Below are 21,889 nucleotides of genomic sequence, written 5' to 3'. Positions count from 1 at the left end.
AAAAACTGCTGAAATCAGCAGTTTTTTTCTAGATTTACTTTTATTTAAGAAGCATAAAGTGATTGGACTTTTTCAATATCAACATCCTGAATGCCATAATAAGAGCCTGAGGATTGCATAACTGATTCTTCACTATCATCATGATCAAGCCCAATCGCATGTCCCAACTCATGTTCCGCGGTATAAACAATACGATTATGCGTATAACCATAATCATTTTCTGTTAAATAGTAAGTATTCAATTTTACATCAACATGAGTAATATGATTTGTCAAAGCATTCGTTTCTGTCTCAGCAAATCCTGCTGCTTTTGAACTAGCATCAGAATATTCAGTCGCAATAATATCTGCTGATGATGCATCCGAAACTACATTAAATGTAAAAACTCCCGTTGCATTCCAAGTATTAATGGCTTCCTTATAAGCATTGACCAAAGTTTCATTGGTCGTTTCAATATAGACATTTGCAGAATTGCTTGACCAACGTGCTCCTGAATAATAAGTGAAATCATCCGTTGACAAATCCTTTAGACTATTAGCAATATCATCACTATTTGCTGAAAGATAACTTGTTACATTATTTGCAATGGTTGAAATCGTATTGGCTAACTGAGAACTACTATTATTGGCATAATATAGTAAACCAAAACAAATAATTCCAATAATTACAATCGTTCTAAAAATAGCCCAGAAAAAATTCCAGATAATACTGATAATGAGTTTGGGAATAAAAAAGATTATCCTACATAACTTTCTCATACGTATCCTCGCTTTCTAGAATTTTAGATTAAGGCAAATTAATCCATATTTCAAAATCTTGGGCTTTTAGTATATCAATCAAAACTTAAAAAAACAAGAAAAAACTGCACAGCAAAAATAACAAATAGGGAGACTTGGCTTTTGCCTCCCTTATCTTCTTATCTCACTTCCATAACCACTGGTAAAATAGCAGGGCGACGTTTGGTTTGGTCAAAAAGGAATTTTGCCACTTCATCGCGGACAGCTCCTTTCAATTCTCCCCAGTCAAAGCTATCTTGTGCCAAGTAATTTTCAACAGTTTGATTAACCAATTCAGCTGATTCACGTAGAATATCACGGCTTTTCTTGACATAGACAAAACCACGTGTGTGAATTTTAGCTTTTGAAACGATTTTCTTTTCACGTTTATTAACAGTCAAGGCAACAATGAAGATACCATCTTCTGACAAGACTTTGCGGTCACGAAGAACAATATTACCAACGTCACCAATAGCATTTCCATCAATCATCACATCACCAGCTGGGACACTTCCCTCGTGATTAAAGCCGTCTTTATCAAGAACCATGACATCACCACGTTTAACGATGTAAATATTTTCTGGATACATACCAACTTCTTGCGCTAACTCAGCATGCGTTGCCAAGTTACGGTATTCTCCTTGAACTGGGAACAAATATTTTGGGTGAAGAAGGTTAATCATCAACTGCAAATCACGCGCATTGGCATGGCCTGAAACATTCATTGTTTGTGTGATAAGTTTAACCACACCGCCAGCTTTGTAAATCAAATTTTCGACACGCGCAACAGCTGCTTCTTTTGAAAGACTTGGCGTTGTAACGATGTAAACAAGGTCACCTTCTTTGATTTGCACATAACGATGGCGTCCAAGTGCCATTTTTTGCAAACCATTAATTGGTTCACCCATACGACCAGTTTCAAGAATAATCAATTCGTGATCTTCAAATTTGTGCATGTCTTTTGGTTTGACAATCAATTTTTCATCAACCAAACGCAAGCGTTTCATACGAATGGCTGTGCGGACAATATTTTCAGCGTCAAAACCAGTTAAAACCACACGACGACCGTAGTCTGCAGCTGAATCAAATACCTGCTGAATACGAATCAAGTTAGAAGCTACGGCTGCAATAATCACGCGGCCTTCAGCATCTGCGATAATGCTATCCATTTCAGCTGCAACTTCTGATTCGCTAGCTGTCAAAACATTACTTGTCGCATTAGCAGAATCAGAAAGCAGAGCTAACACGCCTTCACGCCCAATTTCAGTCAAACGAGACAAGTCTGTACGGTAATATTTACGGGCAGCTTGGTCAAATTTGAAGTCGCCTGTGTAAACAATATTTCCCTCATCTGTACCGACAACAATCCCCAAACTTTCAGGAACTGAGTGAGTTGTTTTAAAGAATGAAATCGTCGCATCTGCAAATTCAATTTCAGTTTCTGCGTCAATAACATGGAAATTATTAAATTTTTTAACGTTGTTATTTTTCTTAACAAAAAGCTTCGCTAACTCAATTGTCAACGGTGAGCCGAATACTGGCGCTTTAAATTCCGATAGAATATAAGGCAAAGCTCCAATAGCATCTGCATGCCCATGCGTCAAGAAAATTCCTTGCACACGTTTTTTATTTTCAACTAGGTAATCAATATTTGGAATAACTTCATCCACACCCAATTGTTCATTTTCAGGATATTTAAGTCCAGCATCCAAAATGAAAATAGAGTCATTAACTTCTACCACATAGAGGTTTTTCGCATTTTCGCGCACCCCTCCAAGGGCAATAATTTTAATATCGCTCATTACGATGTTTTCTCCTCATTTTTATTTTTTATACGAGCAAATTGTTTTGCTTTTTTCATACAAACGGTCCTTGCCTCCAAAAAAGTTAGCAAGTCGAATTACAGCATTAACATTGTACCATATTTTCAGAAGATTTTCTTCTTTGTGATTTGGAAAAGTTACTTGAACACCTAAAAAACGCCCGAAGGCGTTTGTGTTTATTCAAACAATTGATAATAATCGGCGATTGCCATTTGAGCTTTTTCGTCTTGATTGAGGTCTTTGATGATTTTGCCGTCTTTCATAACAATCAAACGGTTACCATATTTCAGAGCGTCTTCCATGTGGTGTGTAATCATGAGTGCTGTCAAGTGGTCACCTGATACAAATTCATCTGTTAAATTCATCAAGGATACACTCGTCTTAGGGTCAAGGGCTGCCGTATGTTCATCAAGTAGCAACAATTCTGGGCGTTTTAGCGTTGCCATGAGCAAGCTAAGTGCTTGACGTTGCCCACCTGATAAAAGCCCAGTCGGCGTTTCCAAATGCTTTTCAAGACCATTACCAGTTCGTGCAACCAACGCTTGAAATTCATCGGTAAACGCATGAATTTTTCGTGGCAAAAGTCCACGTTTTTCACCACGATATTTGGCAATAAGAAGGTTTTCAGCCACAGTCATACGTGGTGCTGTTCCCATTTTAGGGTCTTGAAAGACACGCGCCAAATAGTTTGCACGTTTTTCAGCAGGTAAATGTGTCACATCTTTGTCTAGGATATAAATGCTTCCGCTAGTCAACATCAAAGTTCCAGCAATCACGTTAAAAAGCGTTGATTTCCCAGCACCGTTCCCACCTAAAATCGTCAAAAAATCATGTTCATAAATTGTCAAATTCACGTCATCAAGGATTGTTTTGACCTCGTCAAGACCGTTATTAACTTGAACGGTAGCATTTTTTAATTCTACAATTTTTTTCATCGCGATAAGGTCACTCCTTTGAAAAATTTATTTTTAAGAACGGGAACCATGAGACAGAGTGCCAAGACAAGAGCACTGAACAATTTGAGGTAGTTCGTATTGAAGCCAAGGGCAATAACTGCTGTGATTAAGAATTGATACAAAATTGACCCAACAACAATGGCAATCAAACGCTCTAAAAGTGTTAAACCAGTTGAATACAACACTTCTCCGATAATGATACTAGCAAGTCCGATAACAATCACACCAATTCCTTTCGAGACATCAGCGTAGCCATCTTGTTGGCTGACAAGAGCACCTGATAAAGCAATCAATCCATTTGAAATCGTAAGCCCCATAACTTCCATGCGGTCGGTATTAATCCCAAAACTTTTTGCCATATCACGGTTATCACCAGTAGCGATATAAGCCTGACCAAGTCGTGTGTACAGGAAGAAAATTAATCCTGAAATCACAATAACAACCGCTAAAAGACCAATAATCAGCAAGTTAGTGCTATCTGCAAACGGGAATAAATCTTGCAATGTTTTAATATCAAGCAAACCAAGATTAGCACGTTTCATAATCATGAGCATGATTGAGTTACAAGAGGTCATCACCAAAATTCCTGCTAAAATGGTTGGGATTTTTCCTTTAGTATAAAGCAAGCCTGTCACAAGCCCTGCAAAACACCCTGAAAGCATTCCTGCAAGTGTTGCTAAAATAGGATGAAAACCATGGTTCATCAAAGTAACAGCCACTGCTCCTCCAAGCGGAAATGAGCCTTCTGTTGTCATATCTGGAAAGTTCAAGATTCTAAAGGTGAGGTAAATTCCTAGGCCAAGAATTCCCCACAAAAGCCCTTGTGATACTGACGAAATAATCATCTGATTTTTCTCCTTCTTCCTTAATTATCATCTGCCTCAACAGCCACTGTGGCTTCTGAAAGAACACTATCTGGTATTGTAATACCAAGCTCTTGTGCAGCTTTCAAGTTAAGGGTTGGTGTCCCTGTATTGACAATATTAACAGGAACTTCTGACACTTTTTTACCTGCTAACAATTTAACAGCAATTTTTGCCGTTTCCACACCTAAATCATACTGACTTTGGGCAACTGATGCAATGCTTCCTTGCTCTACCATTGTATCAACGCATGAATAAATCGGAATTTTCGCAGCATTGGCAGCATTAACAACCGTCGTAAAGGCTGATGCAATGGTATTGTCTTGTGGAACAAAGATAGCATCGACTTTTCCTGTCATAACCGACATTGTTGTTGTGATTTCATTTGTTGACGGTACGGCGTATTCAATGACATTAATGCCAGCAACTTCAGCATCCTTTTTAAATTCAGCGACTTGTGATACTGAATTATCCTCGCTACTAGCATATAAAACGCCGATTGTCTTGGCATTTGGTGTGATTTTTTGAATGAGCTCTACGCTTTGTTCAATCGGAACTTGGTTGGAAACCCCTGTTACGTTTCCTTCTGGTTCTTCAAGATTTTTAACTAATTTTGCACCAACTGGGTCAGAAATAGCTCCCATAACAACTGGAATATCACTTGTCGCTGATGCCAAACCTTGTGCGGCTGGTGTTGCAATACCAATCAAAACATCGTTTTTAGCATTGACCAGCTGCTTACTCATCGTTTGAATCTTGCTTTGGTCACCTTCAGCATTCAACATCGTAATTTCAGCGTTATCACTATCATAGCCAGCCTCAGCAAGACCGTCCTCAATTCCTTTTTCAATCTCATCTAGAGCATCGTGCGTCACATACTGCAAAATACCAATTTTAACCACATCATTTTTACTTGAATCTCTTTTAGTCTGGTCATAAATCATCGAACCAGCAACTAAAATAACAAGAGCAATAAGGGTTCCAATAAGTGCTTTATTTTTCATTTTCTCTCCATTAATTTTTTAGTTAAAATTCTATATCAATATTATTCGTTAATAATGTGAGTCAACTAAAAAGAAAAGCGTCTAGTAAAAATCTACTACACGCCTTTTTTATCCTGTAACTAAGATTAGCGCATAGATACTTTTTAGAAGTACTCCAAAAGTCGTATCTATGCAAACACATAAACACAACTCTACCTACGCCAACTTTGCCAATTTGTAAGAATTTGTGTGTTGTTCATCTTAGCTTCCTCCTGTGTTTTTTTATATTATATCCTAAATTTTAGAAATTTCAAGCACTTTTCGAAATTTTCTTAATTTTATTATTTATTAAACTTTGTTATTTAGTAAAAGATGCAATCAAAGCGTTATCAATAGCTATCTGTTTTCAGACAGACAAGTATCTTCAGATCTCCTTTATGTTAACTAAGAATAAAAATGTTTTATAAAAAATAATATCAGCAACTTTTCCATGACTAAAATCCCAGTTTTCGCCAAGGATATGGTATAATAAAGGGATTGAACACATGAGATTAGAAAGGAGACGTCGTAAGATTTCTTATCATTTTTGATTAGCTAGTCTTGCGACAACTTTAATCATGTCATTTGATGGTTTTTTTCTACACCATTTAACAAAAGAATTACAAGAAGAGCTACTTTATGGACGTATTCAAAAGGTCAATCAACCTTTTGAACGTGAGTTGGTTTTAACCATTCGCAATAATCGTAAGAATTATAAGCTCTTGCTTTCTGCTCATCCTGTTTTCGGACGTGTGCAGATTACGACAGCTGATTTTCAAAATCCACAAACCCCAAATACATTTACTATGATTATTCGAAAATACCTTCAAGGGGCAATCATTGAGAGCATTACGCAGATTGAAAATGACCGTATTTTAGAAATCGCATTTTCTAATAAAAATGAAATCGGTGATAACATCAAAGTCACCTTGATGGTTGAAATCATGGGCAAACACAGCAATATTATTTTGATTGATAAAGCTGAAAGCAAGATTATCGAGTCAATCAAGCATATTGGTTTCTCACAAAATAGCTACCGCACTATCTTGCCTGGCTCAACTTATCTTGCACCGCCAAAAACAGAGGCTAAAAATCCTTTCACTGTTTCAGATGAAAAATTATTTGAACTTTTGCAGACAGAAGATTTGGCACCGCGCAATCTGCAAAAACTTTTCCAAGGCTTAGGACGTGATACTGCAGAAAACCTGGCTGCTCAGCTCAGCAACAACAAGCTGAAACAATTCCGTACTTTTTTTGCTAGACCATGTCAGCCAAATATGACCGATAAATCATTTGCTGCTGTGCTATTTGACAAGAGCGATAAGCAATTTGACAGTCTTTCTGAACTCTTGGATGTTTTTTATCAAGATAAGGCTGAACGCGACCGTATCAATCAGCAATCAAGCGATTTGATTCACCGTGTTCAAACAGAATTGGATAAAAATATCAAAAAACTTGGTAAGCAAGAAAAAGAATTATTAGCGACGGAAAATGCGGAAGAATTCCGCCAAAAAGGAGAACTCTTAACAACCTATCTCACGCTAGTGCCAAACAATCAAGACCAAGTCGAATTAGACAACTACTACACCAACGAAAAAATCGTCATTGCGCTCGATAAAAGCCTGACACCTAGTCAAAATGCGCAGCGTTATTTCAAAAAATACCAAAAATTGAAAGAAGCTGTGAAGCACTTGACAGGCCTTATTCAAGAAACTAAGGATACGATTACTTACCTCGAAAGCGTTGAAACAGCGTTGAATCACGCGTCAATTTCTGATATCGAGGATATTCGCGAGGAATTAGTCGAAACTGGCTTTGTCAAACGTCGCACGCGCGATAAAGGCCACAAACGCAAAAAACCAGAACAATACTTGGCTTCAGATGGCAAAACGATTATCATGGTTGGACGCAACAATCTGCAAAATGATGAATTGACTTTCAAAATGGCAAAAAAAGGAGAACTTTGGTTCCATGCTAAGGATATTCCTGGTAGCCACGTTCTTATCAAGGATAATCTCAATCCAAGTGACGAAGTCAAAACTGACGCTGCTGAATTAGCTGCCTACTACTCAAAAGCACGTCTGTCCAACCTTGTTCAGGTTGATATGATTGAAGCTAAAAAGCTTAACAAACCAACTGGTGGCAAACCTGGTTTTGTAACTTATACTGGTCAAAAAACGCTTCGTGTCACTCCGACCGAAGAAAAAATCAACAGTATGCGCATGACAAAATAAACAAAAACTCACTCTAAACCTTCCTTTCGGTTGATTTAAAGTGAGTTTTCTTATTTTTTACTATCTTCTCTTAACTTAGAATGTCTGTATCCATATCCAAAATAGATGAGACTTCCAAGAATAAAGGATGCAATGAAACCATACCAAGTAATCGCTTTGCATTGTGTCATCAATGACAAGTAAATAACAATCGATAGCAGCGGTAAAAATGGCACCCAAGGTGTTCTAAATTCTTCCTCTTTTGGTTCGCCAAAATCTTTGCGAAGTTTAATCACTCCCAAAGCTAACAAAATCAGATAAGCCAAGGTCACAATATTAACCAACAAGGCTAAAATTTCTAATTGCAACACACCTGAAAAGAACATGGTTACCAAACCAACAAAAATAGTTGCTTTCTTAGGAACTTTACTCTTCGGTGTTAATTCTTGAAATTGTTCAGGCAAAAGACCGTCACAACTAATATTATAAATCATACGTGTTAAAGCGTACATCATGGAAATGCAGACGGTAACAAGTGTCATGATAACAACAATTGATACAAAATTTCCGATAAATGGAAAACCAATGCTACGCAACACATACGGAACAACATCCGTAATATTCAATTTTGAATAGTGAACAGTTCCTGTTAAAATCAAGGTTACCGCAACATACAACAAAGTCACCAAGCCGATTGAGATAAAAATGCCTTGTGGGATTTTCTTTTGCGGTTCCTTTGTTTCATCTGCTGCCATTGAAATGGATTCAAATCCCAGAAATGCAAAGAACATCAAAGAGGCTCCTGCCATAATCCCAACTTTTCCGCCATAAATTTGACCAAAACCATATGGGGCAAAATTGCTCCAATTATCAACATTAATAGCTGTCAGCCCTAAGGCAATAAAGATGAGTAAAACAGCTAATTTAAAGATAACTAAAATAGAATTAAATCTTAGAACCGTTTGAACCCCTAGTAAAACAAAGGCAGTTACGAAAAATAATAAGAGAACGGGAATGATATCAATATAAGTTCCGTTCTTAGGATTAAATGGGCCACTTAAAGCAGTTGGTAAGCTTATTCCAAATGTTTTCAAGAAAGCTTTTAGATATTCTCCCCAGCCAGAAGCCGCTGTTGAAATGGCACCTGCAAATTCGATGATCATAAACCAACCAGCAATCCAGGCAGGGTACTCTCCAAAAACAGTATACAAATAGCGATAAACACCTCCTGAATGAGGTAACCTTGAAGAAAATTCAGCAAAAAACAGAGCTGATATCGTTACACAAAAAGCCGCAATAAGAATTGATACTGTAATAGCAGGTCCTGCATATTGAGCAGCACCCATTCCTGTTATCGTAAAAATACCTGTTCCAACAATCGAACCTACTCCTAAAAAGATTAGTTCTGCTAACCCCAAACGTCGTTGCAAGTAACTTTTTTTGGGTGCCATTGGAGTCTTTCGAAAAATATCCATACATTCTCCTATTTTTTATTTCAAACTGCTGCACAAATTCAATTAATAAATTTAATACAAAATTCACACGTGCAACGCTTTCTATTTTAGGATAAATATGAATAAAAATCAACTCTCTGTTTAGAATTACAGGATAATTTATAGCTTGTGTTTATGTTGTCTTCTATATAAATTATACATACGAGCAACTAATATCAAAATAACATATAGACCAGACATCGATTTACTATCTTTAAAATTAACCTCTAATTCACTAGTTTCGTAATACAGTTGATAAGTGGAGTGTTGTCTTAAAAAACTATCTCCAAATGCGGTGATACCTAAAACAGATACTTGTTTTAACATTAAATTCTTTAATGTCTCTTGGATACTTGGTGTGTTACCACTCAAAGAAATAACAATAACAAGATCTTCATCATTTAACATATTAGAAATAGCCGAAAAATCTGTCTCTCCAGATAATAAAAAATTGGGTCTTTCGAACAAAAATAACTCTTTAGAAAATTCTTTTGCAAAATTATTTTGTGTGAATCCTGTTGCATAAATAATAACATTATTTGCTTTATTCAACACCGAAAATATTCTATCAAGCTCAACATTTTTCATCAATTTAATGGTATTTTTTACATCCCCTAACACTTCATCAATCACATCTTGTTCTGATGGAATTGATTGCATCGCAATAGAAGATTGGATAAAATACTTCATTTCAGAATAGCCATTAAATCCTAGCTTTTTTGAAAACCTTAGGACTGTACTTTTAGACATCATGACCTTTCGCCCTAACTCTACTAACGTTAACTCTTCAATACTTTCTTGATGAGCTATAATATATCTTGCCAAATCCTTTTCGGACTCCGATAATTTATCAAAATGCAATCCAACTAATTGTTCAAAATTCAATTCTTCCCCTCCACCAAACTACCGTATCATCATGCATAATCTCTCTTACTACTATTCTTAATAGTAGCCGCTAATTTTACGCAATAACATTGTATCATATTTTAGGAATCATTATTGACACAAAAAAGATAATGCCACTATTCCTTCTACACCGTAGATATCAAACCAAGATGTGAGAATAGTTTATAGGCATTATCCCTCTTTTATAATTTACCCATTATTTTTTATACTAAATTCAAGTGAATAAATAAACAAATGCTTCATAAGGCTGAAGTTCCTGTTTAACATTTAGCTGTAATTGCTCTTTATGGTAATTATGAATCAAACAATGACCTGAGCGTTTAAGTAAATCTTTTGGAAGACTAACGTAAGTTGGTTTGTCATCAAAAGAACATACGACAAGGAGAGTTTGTTCTTCATATGTTCTCAAATAAGAATATACATTACTATCGCTCTTATTAATTAGTTTATAGTCACCGTAAACAATGATAGGCAATTGATGTCGTAAAGCAATTAACTTTTTATAGTAATAAAAGACAGACTGTTTGTCCTCTAAAGCTGCTTCAGCATTAATTACTTTATTATCACTAGAATATGAAATCCAAGGTTCTGAAGTTGAAAATCCATAACCATCGGTGATATCTCCATTCCAAGGAAATGGTGTCCGAGCATTATCTCTTGACTTCAGGTAAAGCGATTCTTTTATATAACTTTCAGGCTCTCCTTTTTCTTCCATTAACTGTGAAAAATACTGAGTTTCGATGTCTTGATATTCCTCAAATGTCGCAAAAGGTACATTCTTCATACCTAACTCTTCACCTTGAAAAATATAAGGTGTGCCCTTCATCATATGGAGTAGGGTTCCTAACATCTTAGCAGATTCGACACGATATAACTCATCATTACCAAATCGTGTTACCACCCTAGGCTGATCATGATTACTCCAATATAAACTATTCCACCCTTCAGATAATTTGTCTTGCCATTCAGATAATACCTTCTTCAGATCACTTAATTTAAAACGGACATCAGAAAATTTACCATAACGTCCGTAATCTAAATGCATATGATCAAAATGAAAAACCATATTTAATTCTTCATTTTCAGCTTTCGTATAACGAAGAGCCTGATCAGCATTGGTATTAGGCGCCTCACCTACCGTCATCACATTATACCGTTTAAGCACCTTCTGGTTTAATTCATGTAAGTACTCATGAACCCTAGGACCATTTGATGCACCAATATAATACGATTTAGTATATGGTAAAGATTCGGGTGCATCAGGATAACTAGGATCTTTGCTAATTAATGTAATGACATCCATTCTGAAGCCATCAATACCAAATTGAAACCACCAATTAATCATCTGAAAAATTTCTTCACGTAGTTTAGGATTCTCCCAATTTAAATCGGGCTGTTCCTTAGCAAAACAATGTAAGTAATATTGGTTTCTCTCTGAAACATATTCCCAAGCTGAACCTCCAAAAGTTGATCCCCAATTAGTTGGTTCACTACCGTCTGGTTTTGGATCTTTCCAGATATAATAATCAGAATAAGGGTTATCTTTACTTTTTTTAGATTCTTCAAACCATTTATGTTGATTACTGGTGTGATTAACTACCAAATCTAAGATTACTTTCATCCCAATTTTATGGGCTTCTTCTAATAATGTCTTTAAATCGTCTAGTTTCCCATATTTGACATCAACCTTATAATAATCACTAATGTCATATCCATTATCTACCCCTGGTGATTCATAAATCGGATTTAACCATATCACATCAATACCTAGCAAAGATAAATAAGGAAGTTTTTCAATGACTCCTTTTAAGTCCCCAATACCATCTCCATTACTATCTTTAAAACTCTGTGGATATACCTGATATACCACACTATATTTCCACCAATCTTTCTCCATTACTCTATTCCTTCATATTATTTTCAACGAGATAATGTGCTGTAAAAATTACATTTCATCATCTTCTGAATCGACTGTTTCTTGTAGAAAATGATTAACGTAAATAATCTGATTTTTAGCCTCTTCAATCGCCTGTGTGATTAGTGACTCAGATAACTCTTGATTTTCCAATTGGAGTAACAAAGCCATAATAACTGGCAAATTCATACCTGTAATCAAATGAACATTTGGTTTTAACTGTTTAACAAATTCCTGATTGACTGATCCCCCCAACAAATCTGTAAAAACCAGGATATCTTCCGTACCTTGACAACGATTTAATGCCGCTTCAACAGCCACAGTAATTGGCTCATTATCAACATATGCACTGATGGTTTCAATATTCGTCAGGGAAGGAACTAGATACTTCAACGTATCATCCATACCATCTGCTAAATGACGATGACTAGCAATTATAACTTTAACCATATCATAAACCTACGCTTTCAAAATCCCAAAATAAGATAAAATAATAGATAATACAATAATTCCAAATATAATCTGGATAACAGACATTTTTTTACTTGCAATCAATTTATAAACAACTAGCGTTAATAATGCAGGTAATAGCGACGGCATAATTTTATCTAAAACTTCTGTTTGTAAAGATAAAGAGACTTCTCCTGTTTTAAAAACAGGAGCAACATTAATTTTGATGACAGAAGCCACTAAAGCACCAATAACGGTTAAGCCCATTATAGAAGCTGCTTCAGTAAAAACACTAAGTCGATCACCTAGAGCTGTTACTAATTTGATACCTGATTGGTAACCAATCTTAAATAGCTTCACTCTAAATAACAGAAAGATGATATTGAGTAGTAACCAAATAATTGCTCCTGTAGGATTTCCTTCTAATCCCATATATGCAGCTATTGAACCAATGATAGTTGGATAAAGAACCCAAACAAGAGTGTCACCTATACCCGCTAAAGGCCCCATCATTCCTGTTTTAAAGCTCTGAACAGCTTCTTGAGCAGCAACGCCATCTCTTTCTTCCATTGCCACACTCGCTCCAAGTAAAACATTAGCCATCCAAGTTGTCGTATTAAAGTATTTAAAATGATTATTTAAAGCAGCAACATACTCATCGTCATTAGAATAAATTTTTCTCAATAATTTATTTAATCCAAACACCACTGCGGGTCCTTGTTGAGTTTCGTAGTTAAAAGTATTACAAGCCATAAACATATATCTAAAAGCTGCTTTATTAATATCTTTATTTGTTACAATATCATTTTGCTTATTCATCAAAATCATCTCCTATTTCTTCAACGGTATTAAGATTAGAAGTCGTAACTTTCTGAATTGTTGTTGTGAAATAATAATACGCTAACGCTAGTCCAACAATAGAGACTCCTAAGATTGGTAAATTAAGATACGCTGTCAAGACAAAGCCAATTAATAATAGGGATAAATATTTTTTTGCTGGCATAACTTGTAGTAATAAAGCAATCCCCACAACCGGAAGCATATTTCCAGCAATCGTCAAGCCGCTCGTAACCCAATCAGGCACATAGTTCAGTATAAGTGTAACAATTGTTTGTCCAAATAAAACACATAAAGTCGTTGGGATAGCCGTCGATAATCCAAAAATAAGTGGACCAATCCAAAGAATCCGATTCATTTTCTCAAACTGTTTAGCATTAGCTGCTTTCTGTGCCCAGTGTGCTACATAAGTATTTAAAATTTTGGCTAATACATCTAACTGAATTCCTAACATACCAACTGGAACCCCAACAGCAAGTGCAACAGCCTTAGCCTCTTCAATAGTTGTCGTGCTTTTAATCGCAACATAACCTCCAACTAGCGCTGCTAATCCCCAGTTTGGAACGGATGAGCCCCCGATATTGGCAACACCTAAAGACATTAATTGGAAAGTTCCACCAATAACCATAGCTGTTTCCATATCCCCCATGATAAGACCAACAAATAATGACACCATAATAGGAAACCAAGTCACAACGACCAGTCCTTGTTGATCTAATACTACCCAAAATGATAGTAAAATAATTAAGATTCCTTGAATAATATCCATTTCTTTTTACCTCAATCAATGTAGTAACTCATTGGCTCCTCAACGTCATTTGGGACAAAATGGAAAGTCACTTCAATACCAAGTTTCTCCAATTCCTTCAAAGAATTGATTTCCTCATCATTTACTGAAACCATTTTCCTAATTGTCTTTTTACCAGGACCATCAAATATAATTCCGATATTAACTTTTGGAATAGCTACTCCTCCCTTAACCAAATCAACTAGCGTTTGAGGATGGCGAACAATCAAAAATACATTATGACTGTCATATTTCCCTGCTGCAAAATTGGTAATAGCGGTATTAGTATCAATGATAGACATACCTGTACCAGCTGGCTTACTCATTCTCATTGCTGCCTTCTGACTTTCATCTTTGCTAATCTCGTCATCCACAACCATGAGACGTTTTGCTTTTGTAAATCCTGCCCATTGGGTAACCACAATACCATGTATAAGACGTTGATCAATTCTTGCTAATACTACTGACATAAGATTTTCTCCTTTTGTTATCGTTTACATTTTAATTTTATCAACTCCATTAGGGGAAAACAATAGATTATCAACATAATGAAACTTAGTAACTCATATTGGGAAAAGTATCATAAACAAGGACTTTTTCCCAACAACTTATTTGTTTAGTATAATCAATTTTTCACAGTGTTTAAAACCACCGCAGAAGTAAGCAAATTTGGCTCATCACTATATCCCCTCTCCCACAATCGTTTTAAATACTTCTATCAGACTTCATATTTGATACTATTTCTGACACACAATCAGATTTATTCAATATAAGTGTGATAAAGATTCACCCTTAAATATCTACAAAACAAAAAAGACAATCAATTTTAAACTGCACCTCAAAAGTTGGACATAAAATCTAACAATTAGGGTGCTTTTTGCATGACATTAAGTTATGAAGATAAAGTAAAAATATATGAGATGAGAAAATCAGGCGTTACTTGGTCATAAATTCATGACCAGTTCGGTATGAATACTAATAACTTAATATGTTCCGCTTAATTGAGCGTCATGGTATCAAGGTTATTCAAAAGACAGCCAATCGTCACTATTCCCCTGAGCTAAAACAGGAAATCATTGATAAGGTTCTGATTCAAGGGGATTCTCAAGGGAGTGTTTCTATTGACTATGCGCTTCCTAATATGAGAACATTACCAAATTGGATAGCACAATACAAGAAAAACGGGTATATTATTGTTAAGAAACAACGAGGGAGACCGAGTAAGATGGGGGGTAAACCTAAAAAAAGACGCCTGAAGAGATGACTGAGCTAGAGCATGTTCTTGAAGAGAATGAACATCTGCGTGCTGAGGTAGCTTATCTAAAAAAGTTGAGAGAATTGCGCTTGAGGGAGAAATCTTACAGCGCACAAGGCGGAGACTGTTAGAGAACTGGTCTCAGGAGGATTTCGATTAGACCTTTTACTGAAAACCGCTAAGCTAGCTCATTCTACTTACTATTATCAGTTGAAACGTTTTAATAGAGCTAATAAAGATAAGAAGGTCAAAGAGATGATTCAAACCATTTACGATGACCATAAAGGTAATTATGGTTATCGCCGTATTCAGGTCTTCTTTGAGGACAATAGTTACGCTTATACACGACTCAATCCCTTAGAATCCAAAAAACAACTAGATAGCTTACGAGTACGTAAAACGGATAAGATTGACGCTGAAAAACTAGCTATGTCTCAGTTCATCCTCAATCGTAAACCAAGCTATGTCCAAGACGCGCTTTATCAAGAATTACGCGACCTCAGCCGTTTCTATCAGAATCTTACTGAGGATATTGTCTGCGCTAAAAACCGTCTGCACAAGGTTTTACAAGTCACTTTTCCTGAATTGGAAAACATCTTGTCGGCACCAACTGGGAAACAATATTGGAACTTGGTCATGACTTTTCCATGTAATAGTTTTGTACTGGAGTTGGATGACGCCGCATTAACAGCTATCATCCGTCAGTCTACATCAAAACGCATCTCTGAAAAACGTGTAACTTACTTAGTAGATAAGCTTACAAAACTAGCTAATCAGTCTTATTGTGCGGTCAAAAAAACCTCTCCAATGATGGAAGAGGTCAAATATTATGCAGGGGAGTTACTTAGGCTTTCTGAATACAGACAAGGTGTTTTAGAGGAGATGGTAACATTGGCTCAATCTTTGCCAGAATACGAGATTCTTCTCTCTATTCCTGGAATAGCTGAAACCACAGCGACAAGTATTATTGGTGAACTAGGTGACATTCGTCGATTTCACTCTGCCAATCAAATCAATGCTTTTATCGGCATTGATCTCAGACATTATGAATCTGGGAACTTTCTAGCTAAGGAACATATCACCAAACGTGGGAATCCCTATGCCAGAAAGATTCTCTTTAAGTGCATTCATAACATAGCTTCAGCTAGCCATACCAATCTTTGTCATATTGCAGACTTCTATGAGAAACGGAAAAGACAATCGTAAGTAACTTCAACCAAACCACATACGATTGCCTCTATACATCGTCTCATCAGAACAATGTATTACCTCATAACGCATAACAAACTTTACGATTATACTTCTACCCAAAATCGGTAAAATTGTTTATGCCATATTATTGTAACACCTTATCAAAAAAATCACTAGGTAAGGTGTTGGTTTTGTGTACACTTTTTATACTAAACTTTAGCTCAAAAAAAGACAATTTCCTTAGTTTGACATATGGAACTCAAACTATTTTTCATCAAATACCTTGATATGCTTGACAAATGGTAGAAAAGGACTTAGCCCTGTACAATACAGAACTAAATCCTTATCATAATTAATGGTCCAACTTTTTGGGGGCAGTACAGATTAAAGTGTCATTCTTCTATAAGTTCATATAGCTTTTTAATACAAGATTCTCTTTATGATAGTATCATTATTGTGAGACTACTCCTGATTTTCTAGATATTTCAGCGTAACAACCCATATCTTCTAGTTTTCCTAATAGAACCAAGACATCTTATGCGTATAATGACATTCATGACGTCATTCGCTTTTTTCAATATCTTCTTTCAATTCATCCATATTAAATTTTGCAAAAAGGTATTTACGATCCTGAACCGGAAAACGCTGATCTAGTTGATCAACTGGCCCAACTTCAACAACACCTTCTGAAATAATAAAATCCATCACATGACCACCAAATGTGAAATCATCAGAAATAAAATGCAAATGATAACCTGCAACACTCACACCATGGAACATCTTTGGTGTCCAAATTCCGACAATCGTCCCTGAAATATTTTCACGTGTGTATTCTGGTTGGCGTGTAGCAACATCAGCAAACTTAATGTCAGGGGCTGACTTTGGAATCATACGAACATGCATCTTCACAAATGTTCCTTTTATCTTAATTGAACGAAATAAATTAACACCATCATAATATGACTCAATGCGTTTTTCTAATTCCTTATCAGTCATTTCAAAGCGTTGTTTAAAAATCACTTCAGCTCGGTGAGGGACGACAGCAGCATAAGGAATTTTGACATCATCAGAAACTTCTACCACCTCTGCTTTACCATCAGATCCTTTAGCTTGATACGCTTTACCATCAAGAATAATCAGTTCCCCGTCAATAGAATCTAGTGTTCCAATCCCCAAATCCCCATGTTCTAAAAGTTCACCTATAGTCAATGTTCCACCATAAAGACCAGCCATAAGTGCACTTAACGTATTATACTGAAACAGTTTAATTGCTTCTGACATATTCTCCTTCACTTTCATCAATAACCTTAAATAGTGCCTTCTGATATTATTTTATTGTCATATGATTAAAAAATCAAGTTTAATAAAATTCATCTGGTAAGATTGTTTCACCAAGTTTGATGTTATCTTTGTAGTCAATTGGAATATCAATTAAAACTGGTCCATTATTTGCTTCTTTTAAAGCTTCCTTGAATATTTCTTCAAATGAAGCTCTACTATCAACACGATACCCTTTTGCCCCAAAACTGCTAGCATATTTTACAAAATCAACAGAACCAAAGTCAACACCTGATGAACGACCATATTTCATTTCTTCTTGGAACTCGACCATATTGTACTTGCCATCATTCCAAATGATATGGACAATCGGCAACTTGAGACGTACTGCAGTTTCTAATTCTTGTGCTGAAAAAAGGAACCCACCATCTCCAGACACTGAAACAACTGTCGTATTTGGACGAACAAGTGCTGCTGAAATTGCCCAAGGAAGTGCAACTCCAAGGGTCTGCATGCCGTTTGAAAAGAGCAGATGACGAGCTTCGTATGATTTGAAATAACGTGCCATCCAAATGTAGTGACTACCAACGTCAACAGTGACAGTCATATCATCTGTTGTATTTTCTTGTAAGACATCAATAACATCAAGCGGGTGAACCAAACCTTCCTTGGAATTACGATCAAATTTGACATCTTCGACAACATTTTTCTTCAGATTTTGCAAATAATCTACTGATGCTTTTGGCAAAACATAACCATTAACGGCAGGCAAGAGCAAGTCAATCGTATCCGCAATGTTACCAATCAATTCACGTTCTGGTTGGAAATAAGTATCGATTTCAGCTTGCGCAACGTCGATAACAATAATACGAGCTGAAATTTCAGCATTCCAATTTCGGGCTTCATACTCAATTGGGTCATAACCAATAGCAATAACAAGGTCAGCTTTTTTAAGCAACATGTCACCTGGCTGATTGCGGAAAAGCCCAACACGTCCAAAGAAAGTATCTTCTTCCAACTCACGAGAAACAATACCTGCACCTTGGAAAGTTTCAACAACTGGTAATTTTACAGCATCCAATAACTTACGAATAGACTTTGTAACTGCACGCGTTGAAGCACCATTTCCCAGAAGAAGAACGGGTAAGTCGGCATTTCGGATAGCTTGCGCTAAATAGTTGATATCACCAACTGACGCAGAACCCAATTGAGGATCTGTTAATGGCTTGATTGCTTTTACGGAAACCAAACTGTCAGTCACATCTTGTGGAATGGAAACAAAGCTTGCACCACGTTTACCTGACTTTGCCACACGATAGGCATTAGCAATTGTTTCAGAGAGAGTATCTGGCTCATGAACTTCTACAGCATATTTTGTAACTGGTTCCATCATTGCCACATTTTTCATAGATTGGTGAGACCGTTTCAGCAAATCGGCACGTTTTACTTGACCTGAAATCGCTAAAACAGGATCCCCTTCATCCGTTGCGGTCACCAATCCTGTCGCCAAATTTGAAACTCCAGGTCCACTTGTTGTAATCACAACGCCAGGTGTACCTGTAATACGTCCAATCCCTTGTGCCATAAAAGCAGCATTTTGCTCATGACGAGCTACAATCAACTGTGGTCCCTTATCTTCAAGAGTGTCAAAAATACGATCAATTTTAGCACCAGGAATACCAAAAACATAGTCAATGTCATGGTTGATGAGACTATCCACTACCAAATCAGCCCCATATTGTTTATTGTTATCTGTCATTATATCTCCTATAAATCTTTAGATGACTAATTCATAGCGGTGTTGTTTACCATCGAAGAGCATCAAATTCATAGCTGGATTTGGTGTAAAAATCAGTCAAATCTAAATCACAATTTTTTGTTTTTTCACAAGTATGATTCAATTATATCATAGTTCATTTGAAAGTTTGTGAAAAATAGCTTGTGATTTTTTTATTTAACTTTCCTTAAAATACTCTGGAGATAATTAAACTCCCCAAAATAAAAACAAAGAAAACACCGTATCCAGTCTACATATCCTTATCAAGAAGACAATTTAAGACATCATGCTATGCTGCTTTGTATTGCAGCAGATATATGGAATAGTTACACTATAAAAATGAAGAAGCAATAAACAGAAAACCATAGAATCGAAAATGCTTATTGGAGAATATCAAATATCTGACTACAAAGAAATTACAGACTTTTAGAGTGCCGTTCAAAATTGCTATATCGCCTAAATTATTTTTTTAATGCATCTAGATATTTTAAAACTCATGTTGTGATTGAATTACGTTCAATGCTTCTTGCATACTTCCGACTTTCCAATTTGCCTTATCATTAAATAGTGGCAATCGACTATCGTAATATCCAATAGTAGCAATACCAGCACTCGTTGATGCTTCAATCCCTGAGTAAGAATCTTCAATAGCAATACACTGTTCAGCCTGAACAGACAATTCATTCAATGTCGCTTGATAAATTTCTGGATTAGGCTTACTCTCCATAAAATTTTCACCGCTAACTATAACATCAAAATAACCTCTTATACCACAACTTTCCAGAATCTCAATAATATGTTTATACTTTGAAGAAGAGGCAAGAGCTAACTTTATGCCATTTTCAACAGAAAAATCTAGAATTTTTATAATGTCTTCCCTAAATAATTCCCGATAATTCAATTTACTATATTTTACATCACTGAAAACACCATATTCTTTCTCAATTTTTTCTATACTATATTCTTCGCCGATAAAATGCTGTAAAAGTTTATAAAGTGTCAAATAGGATTTACCTACTAGTACTAATAACTCTTTATCACTATAATTAGAGTGTGGATTAAAAAGTTTTATGAATTCTTTTTGTATCGAAAAATCTTGATACTCCGTGTCAACTATTACCCCATCCATATCAAAAATAAGCGCTTTCAAATCCATAATACTCTCCTTTCTAAAAGTTCTTGATTTATCAAATCTGATGGACTTTCGGATATAATATCTGTAATACTTTTAAAATGCCTTTTTCTGTACCAATTTACACCAACAGATTGACCACAAACCATCCTTGGCAGAAATTATATCTGCATCTGAATCGCCTACAAACACTGCTTCTTTTACCTTCACTTCAAAATAATCTAGTACTTTTGAAACTCCATCACTGCTAACTTTAGAAACACACACCATCATCCAAAATAATATGCTAAATATTACTATAATATTAGCATATTGTTTTGAAATAATCCAAGATAAATCAAAAGGATGTCCTAACATTATTGCGTTTTGTTAGTATACCTTTTTTTATTTCGTCGTATAAGCAAAACTCAAGCTACTATCCACCCCAGATAATTTACGGAAGGTGTAGTTTGGATTGCCATTATAGTTGGTTTCGGAGATAAGGAAAGAGCCATCCGAGTAAGCTTTCTATAGCGATAGGTAAAACTTTGATACTATCTCCATTTTTCCCTCACTTCACACCGTGCATGCGACTTTCACTGCACACGGCGCTCCATCAATAGTGTATTATCATAATTTTGCTTTATCGTGCTATATTGATGATATGATTAACATTATTATTCTGAGTTCAAATTTTCTTTCAAAAGTGGTGAAGTTCCTACAAGTTCACGTAACTGATTTAATTTGGTCAGTCCTGTATTACTCAAATTCAAAAGCTGAAAGAAATTTTTGATAATCTTCTCATTTGTTGCATGAATCAGGCGATGAATATCATCCATATCCAATTCCTGATCTGTGACATCACATTTTCCTTTTTGAGCTACAAATAAAGAAATTCGATTATCATTTTGTATTCAACTGTTGACGCTCATTTATAATTGGGTGTTCTCGTCTTGACATAGCTAATTGGAAGAATTGGATAACCCATTAAGTACCGAATATTTTGAGATTGGAGGTAGGGGAGAGCTCCTTTATCTTTTCCCTTGTATTCTCCTATTTTTGTCAGTTCTGAACTTCTTCCAAGTCAAAGAGTTGAAGCTATACTATCTCATCACTGATTCGGGTTATAAAACACCAAGTATCGCATACTTCTTATTATCTCAAAACTGAATCATTATACGATTACCTCTCTTAACACAGAGTAAGAGACTTCCTCAAGCTACTCTACTCTTAACA

General features: G+C 35.9%; 19 protein-coding genes and 2 pseudogenes. 3 read left to right on the top strand and 18 right to left on the bottom strand.

What is annotated here, in order from left to right:
* Window positions 1-44: 44 nt before the first annotated feature.
* The 5 genes from CCC20_RS10055 to trpX all read right to left on the bottom strand — a co-directional run bounded on the left by CCC20_RS10055 (window position 45) and on the right by trpX (window position 5,422).
* Window positions 45-758 (bottom strand): matrixin family metalloprotease, encoded by a 714-nt coding sequence (locus tag CCC20_RS10055; RefSeq protein ID WP_003064304.1) that lies wholly within the window; start codon window positions 756-758, stop codon window positions 45-47.
* A gap of 158 nt (window positions 759-916) precedes the next feature.
* Window positions 917-2,578, bottom strand: a complete 1,662-nt coding sequence (locus CCC20_RS10050; protein WP_013851684.1) for a ribonuclease J — start codon at window positions 2,576-2,578, stop codon at window positions 917-919.
* 197 nt (window positions 2,579-2,775) lie between these two features.
* Entirely contained in the window at window positions 2,776-3,534 is a 759-nt protein-coding gene (locus tag CCC20_RS10045; RefSeq protein WP_003064301.1) for an ABC transporter ATP-binding protein, read from the bottom strand.
* Window positions 3,531-4,400, bottom strand: a complete 870-nt coding sequence (locus CCC20_RS10040; RefSeq protein ID WP_013851683.1) for an ABC transporter permease — start codon at window positions 4,398-4,400, stop codon at window positions 3,531-3,533. The genes CCC20_RS10045 and CCC20_RS10040 overlap by 4 nt, the downstream gene beginning before the upstream one ends.
* 20 nt (window positions 4,401-4,420) lie before the next feature.
* Window positions 4,421-5,422: a tryptophan ABC transporter substrate-binding protein gene (gene trpX, locus CCC20_RS10035; RefSeq protein WP_003064294.1), complete on the bottom strand. Its 1,002-nt coding sequence runs from the start codon at window positions 5,420-5,422 to the stop codon at window positions 4,421-4,423.
* A gap of 596 nt (window positions 5,423-6,018) precedes the next feature.
* On the opposite strand from trpX, the gene CCC20_RS10030 reads away from it, so the two are divergent.
* Complete coding sequence (locus CCC20_RS10030) at window positions 6,019-7,674, top strand: Rqc2 family fibronectin-binding protein (protein WP_003064291.1); 1,656 nt, start codon at window positions 6,019-6,021, stop codon at window positions 7,672-7,674.
* 50 nt (window positions 7,675-7,724) lie between these two features.
* Here the strand turns inward: CCC20_RS10030 and CCC20_RS10025 are convergent, their stop codons facing one another.
* The 7 genes from CCC20_RS10025 to CCC20_RS09995 form a co-directional block, all read right to left on the bottom strand.
* Window positions 7,725-9,128, bottom strand: a complete 1,404-nt coding sequence (locus CCC20_RS10025) for an APC family permease (RefSeq protein ID WP_117567379.1) — start codon at window positions 9,126-9,128, stop codon at window positions 7,725-7,727.
* A 138-nt stretch (window positions 9,129-9,266) separates the two neighbouring features.
* Window positions 9,267-10,031: a MurR/RpiR family transcriptional regulator gene (locus tag CCC20_RS10020; RefSeq protein ID WP_117567377.1), complete on the bottom strand. Its 765-nt coding sequence runs from the start codon at window positions 10,029-10,031 to the stop codon at window positions 9,267-9,269.
* A 235-nt stretch (window positions 10,032-10,266) separates the two neighbouring features.
* A complete protein-coding gene (locus tag CCC20_RS10015; RefSeq protein WP_003064281.1) occupies window positions 10,267-11,949 on the bottom strand; it encodes a glycoside hydrolase family 13 protein in 1,683 nt (560 codons plus the stop codon).
* Window positions 11,950-11,997: 48 nt separating this feature from the next.
* The gene (locus CCC20_RS10010) at window positions 11,998-12,417 is read right to left on the bottom strand and encodes a PTS sugar transporter subunit IIA (protein ID WP_117567375.1); all 420 of its coding nucleotides are present in this window, start codon (window positions 12,415-12,417) and stop codon (window positions 11,998-12,000) included.
* Window positions 12,418-12,426: 9 nt separating this feature from the next.
* Window positions 12,427-13,245, bottom strand: coding sequence for a PTS system mannose/fructose/sorbose family transporter subunit IID (locus CCC20_RS10005; RefSeq protein ID WP_043910150.1), 819 nt, complete (start codon window positions 13,243-13,245; stop codon window positions 12,427-12,429).
* On the bottom strand, window positions 13,229-14,023 hold the full coding sequence (locus CCC20_RS10000; protein WP_003064270.1) for a PTS mannose/fructose/sorbose/N-acetylgalactosamine transporter subunit IIC: 795 nt from the start codon (window positions 14,021-14,023) through the stop codon (window positions 13,229-13,231). The genes CCC20_RS10005 and CCC20_RS10000 overlap by 17 nt, the downstream gene beginning before the upstream one ends.
* A gap of 11 nt (window positions 14,024-14,034) precedes the next feature.
* A complete protein-coding gene (locus CCC20_RS09995; RefSeq protein ID WP_003064268.1) occupies window positions 14,035-14,511 on the bottom strand; it encodes a PTS sugar transporter subunit IIB in 477 nt (158 codons plus the stop codon).
* Window positions 14,512-15,029: 518 nt separating this feature from the next.
* Between CCC20_RS09995 and CCC20_RS11515 the strand changes: the two genes are divergently transcribed.
* Together CCC20_RS11515 and CCC20_RS11440 are read left to right on the top strand one after the other, a co-directional pair.
* Window positions 15,030-15,305: an IS3 family transposase gene (locus CCC20_RS11515; protein ID WP_003064267.1), complete on the top strand. Its 276-nt coding sequence runs from the start codon at window positions 15,030-15,032 to the stop codon at window positions 15,303-15,305.
* A 159-nt stretch (window positions 15,306-15,464) separates the two neighbouring features.
* Window positions 15,465-16,616: pseudogene (locus CCC20_RS11440) on the top strand (IS110 family RNA-guided transposase).
* Window positions 16,617-17,048: 432 nt separating this feature from the next.
* Here CCC20_RS11440 and budA read toward each other — a convergent pair.
* The 6 genes and pseudogenes from budA to CCC20_RS09960 form a co-directional block, all read right to left on the bottom strand.
* Entirely contained in the window at window positions 17,049-17,768 is a 720-nt protein-coding gene (gene budA, locus CCC20_RS09980; RefSeq protein ID WP_013851677.1) for an acetolactate decarboxylase, read from the bottom strand.
* Window positions 17,769-17,847: 79 nt separating this feature from the next.
* On the bottom strand, window positions 17,848-19,524 hold the full coding sequence (alsS, locus tag CCC20_RS09975) for an acetolactate synthase AlsS (RefSeq protein WP_003064256.1): 1,677 nt from the start codon (window positions 19,522-19,524) through the stop codon (window positions 17,848-17,850).
* Window positions 19,525-20,029: 505 nt separating this feature from the next.
* Window positions 20,030-20,698, bottom strand: coding sequence for an HAD family hydrolase (locus CCC20_RS09970; protein WP_058692817.1), 669 nt, complete (start codon window positions 20,696-20,698; stop codon window positions 20,030-20,032).
* Between the two features lie 72 nt (window positions 20,699-20,770).
* Window positions 20,771-21,031, bottom strand: a complete 261-nt coding sequence (locus tag CCC20_RS09965; protein WP_259293830.1) for a hypothetical protein — start codon at window positions 21,029-21,031, stop codon at window positions 20,771-20,773.
* A gap of 27 nt (window positions 21,032-21,058) precedes the next feature.
* Window positions 21,059-21,181, bottom strand: a pseudogene (locus CCC20_RS11510) (CHAP domain-containing protein); the annotation flags it as partial.
* A 149-nt stretch (window positions 21,182-21,330) separates the two neighbouring features.
* Entirely contained in the window at window positions 21,331-21,492 is a 162-nt protein-coding gene (locus tag CCC20_RS09960; protein WP_117567371.1) for a maturase, read from the bottom strand.
* Window positions 21,493-21,889: the final 397 nt, after the last annotated feature.

This window comes from Streptococcus sp. LMAG:39 (assembly GCF_008680485.1).
In the GTDB taxonomy this organism is placed as follows: Bacteria; Bacillota; Bacilli; order Lactobacillales; family Streptococcaceae; genus Streptococcus; species Streptococcus pasteurianus.
This window is presented reverse-complemented; position numbering and strand designations above follow the sequence as displayed.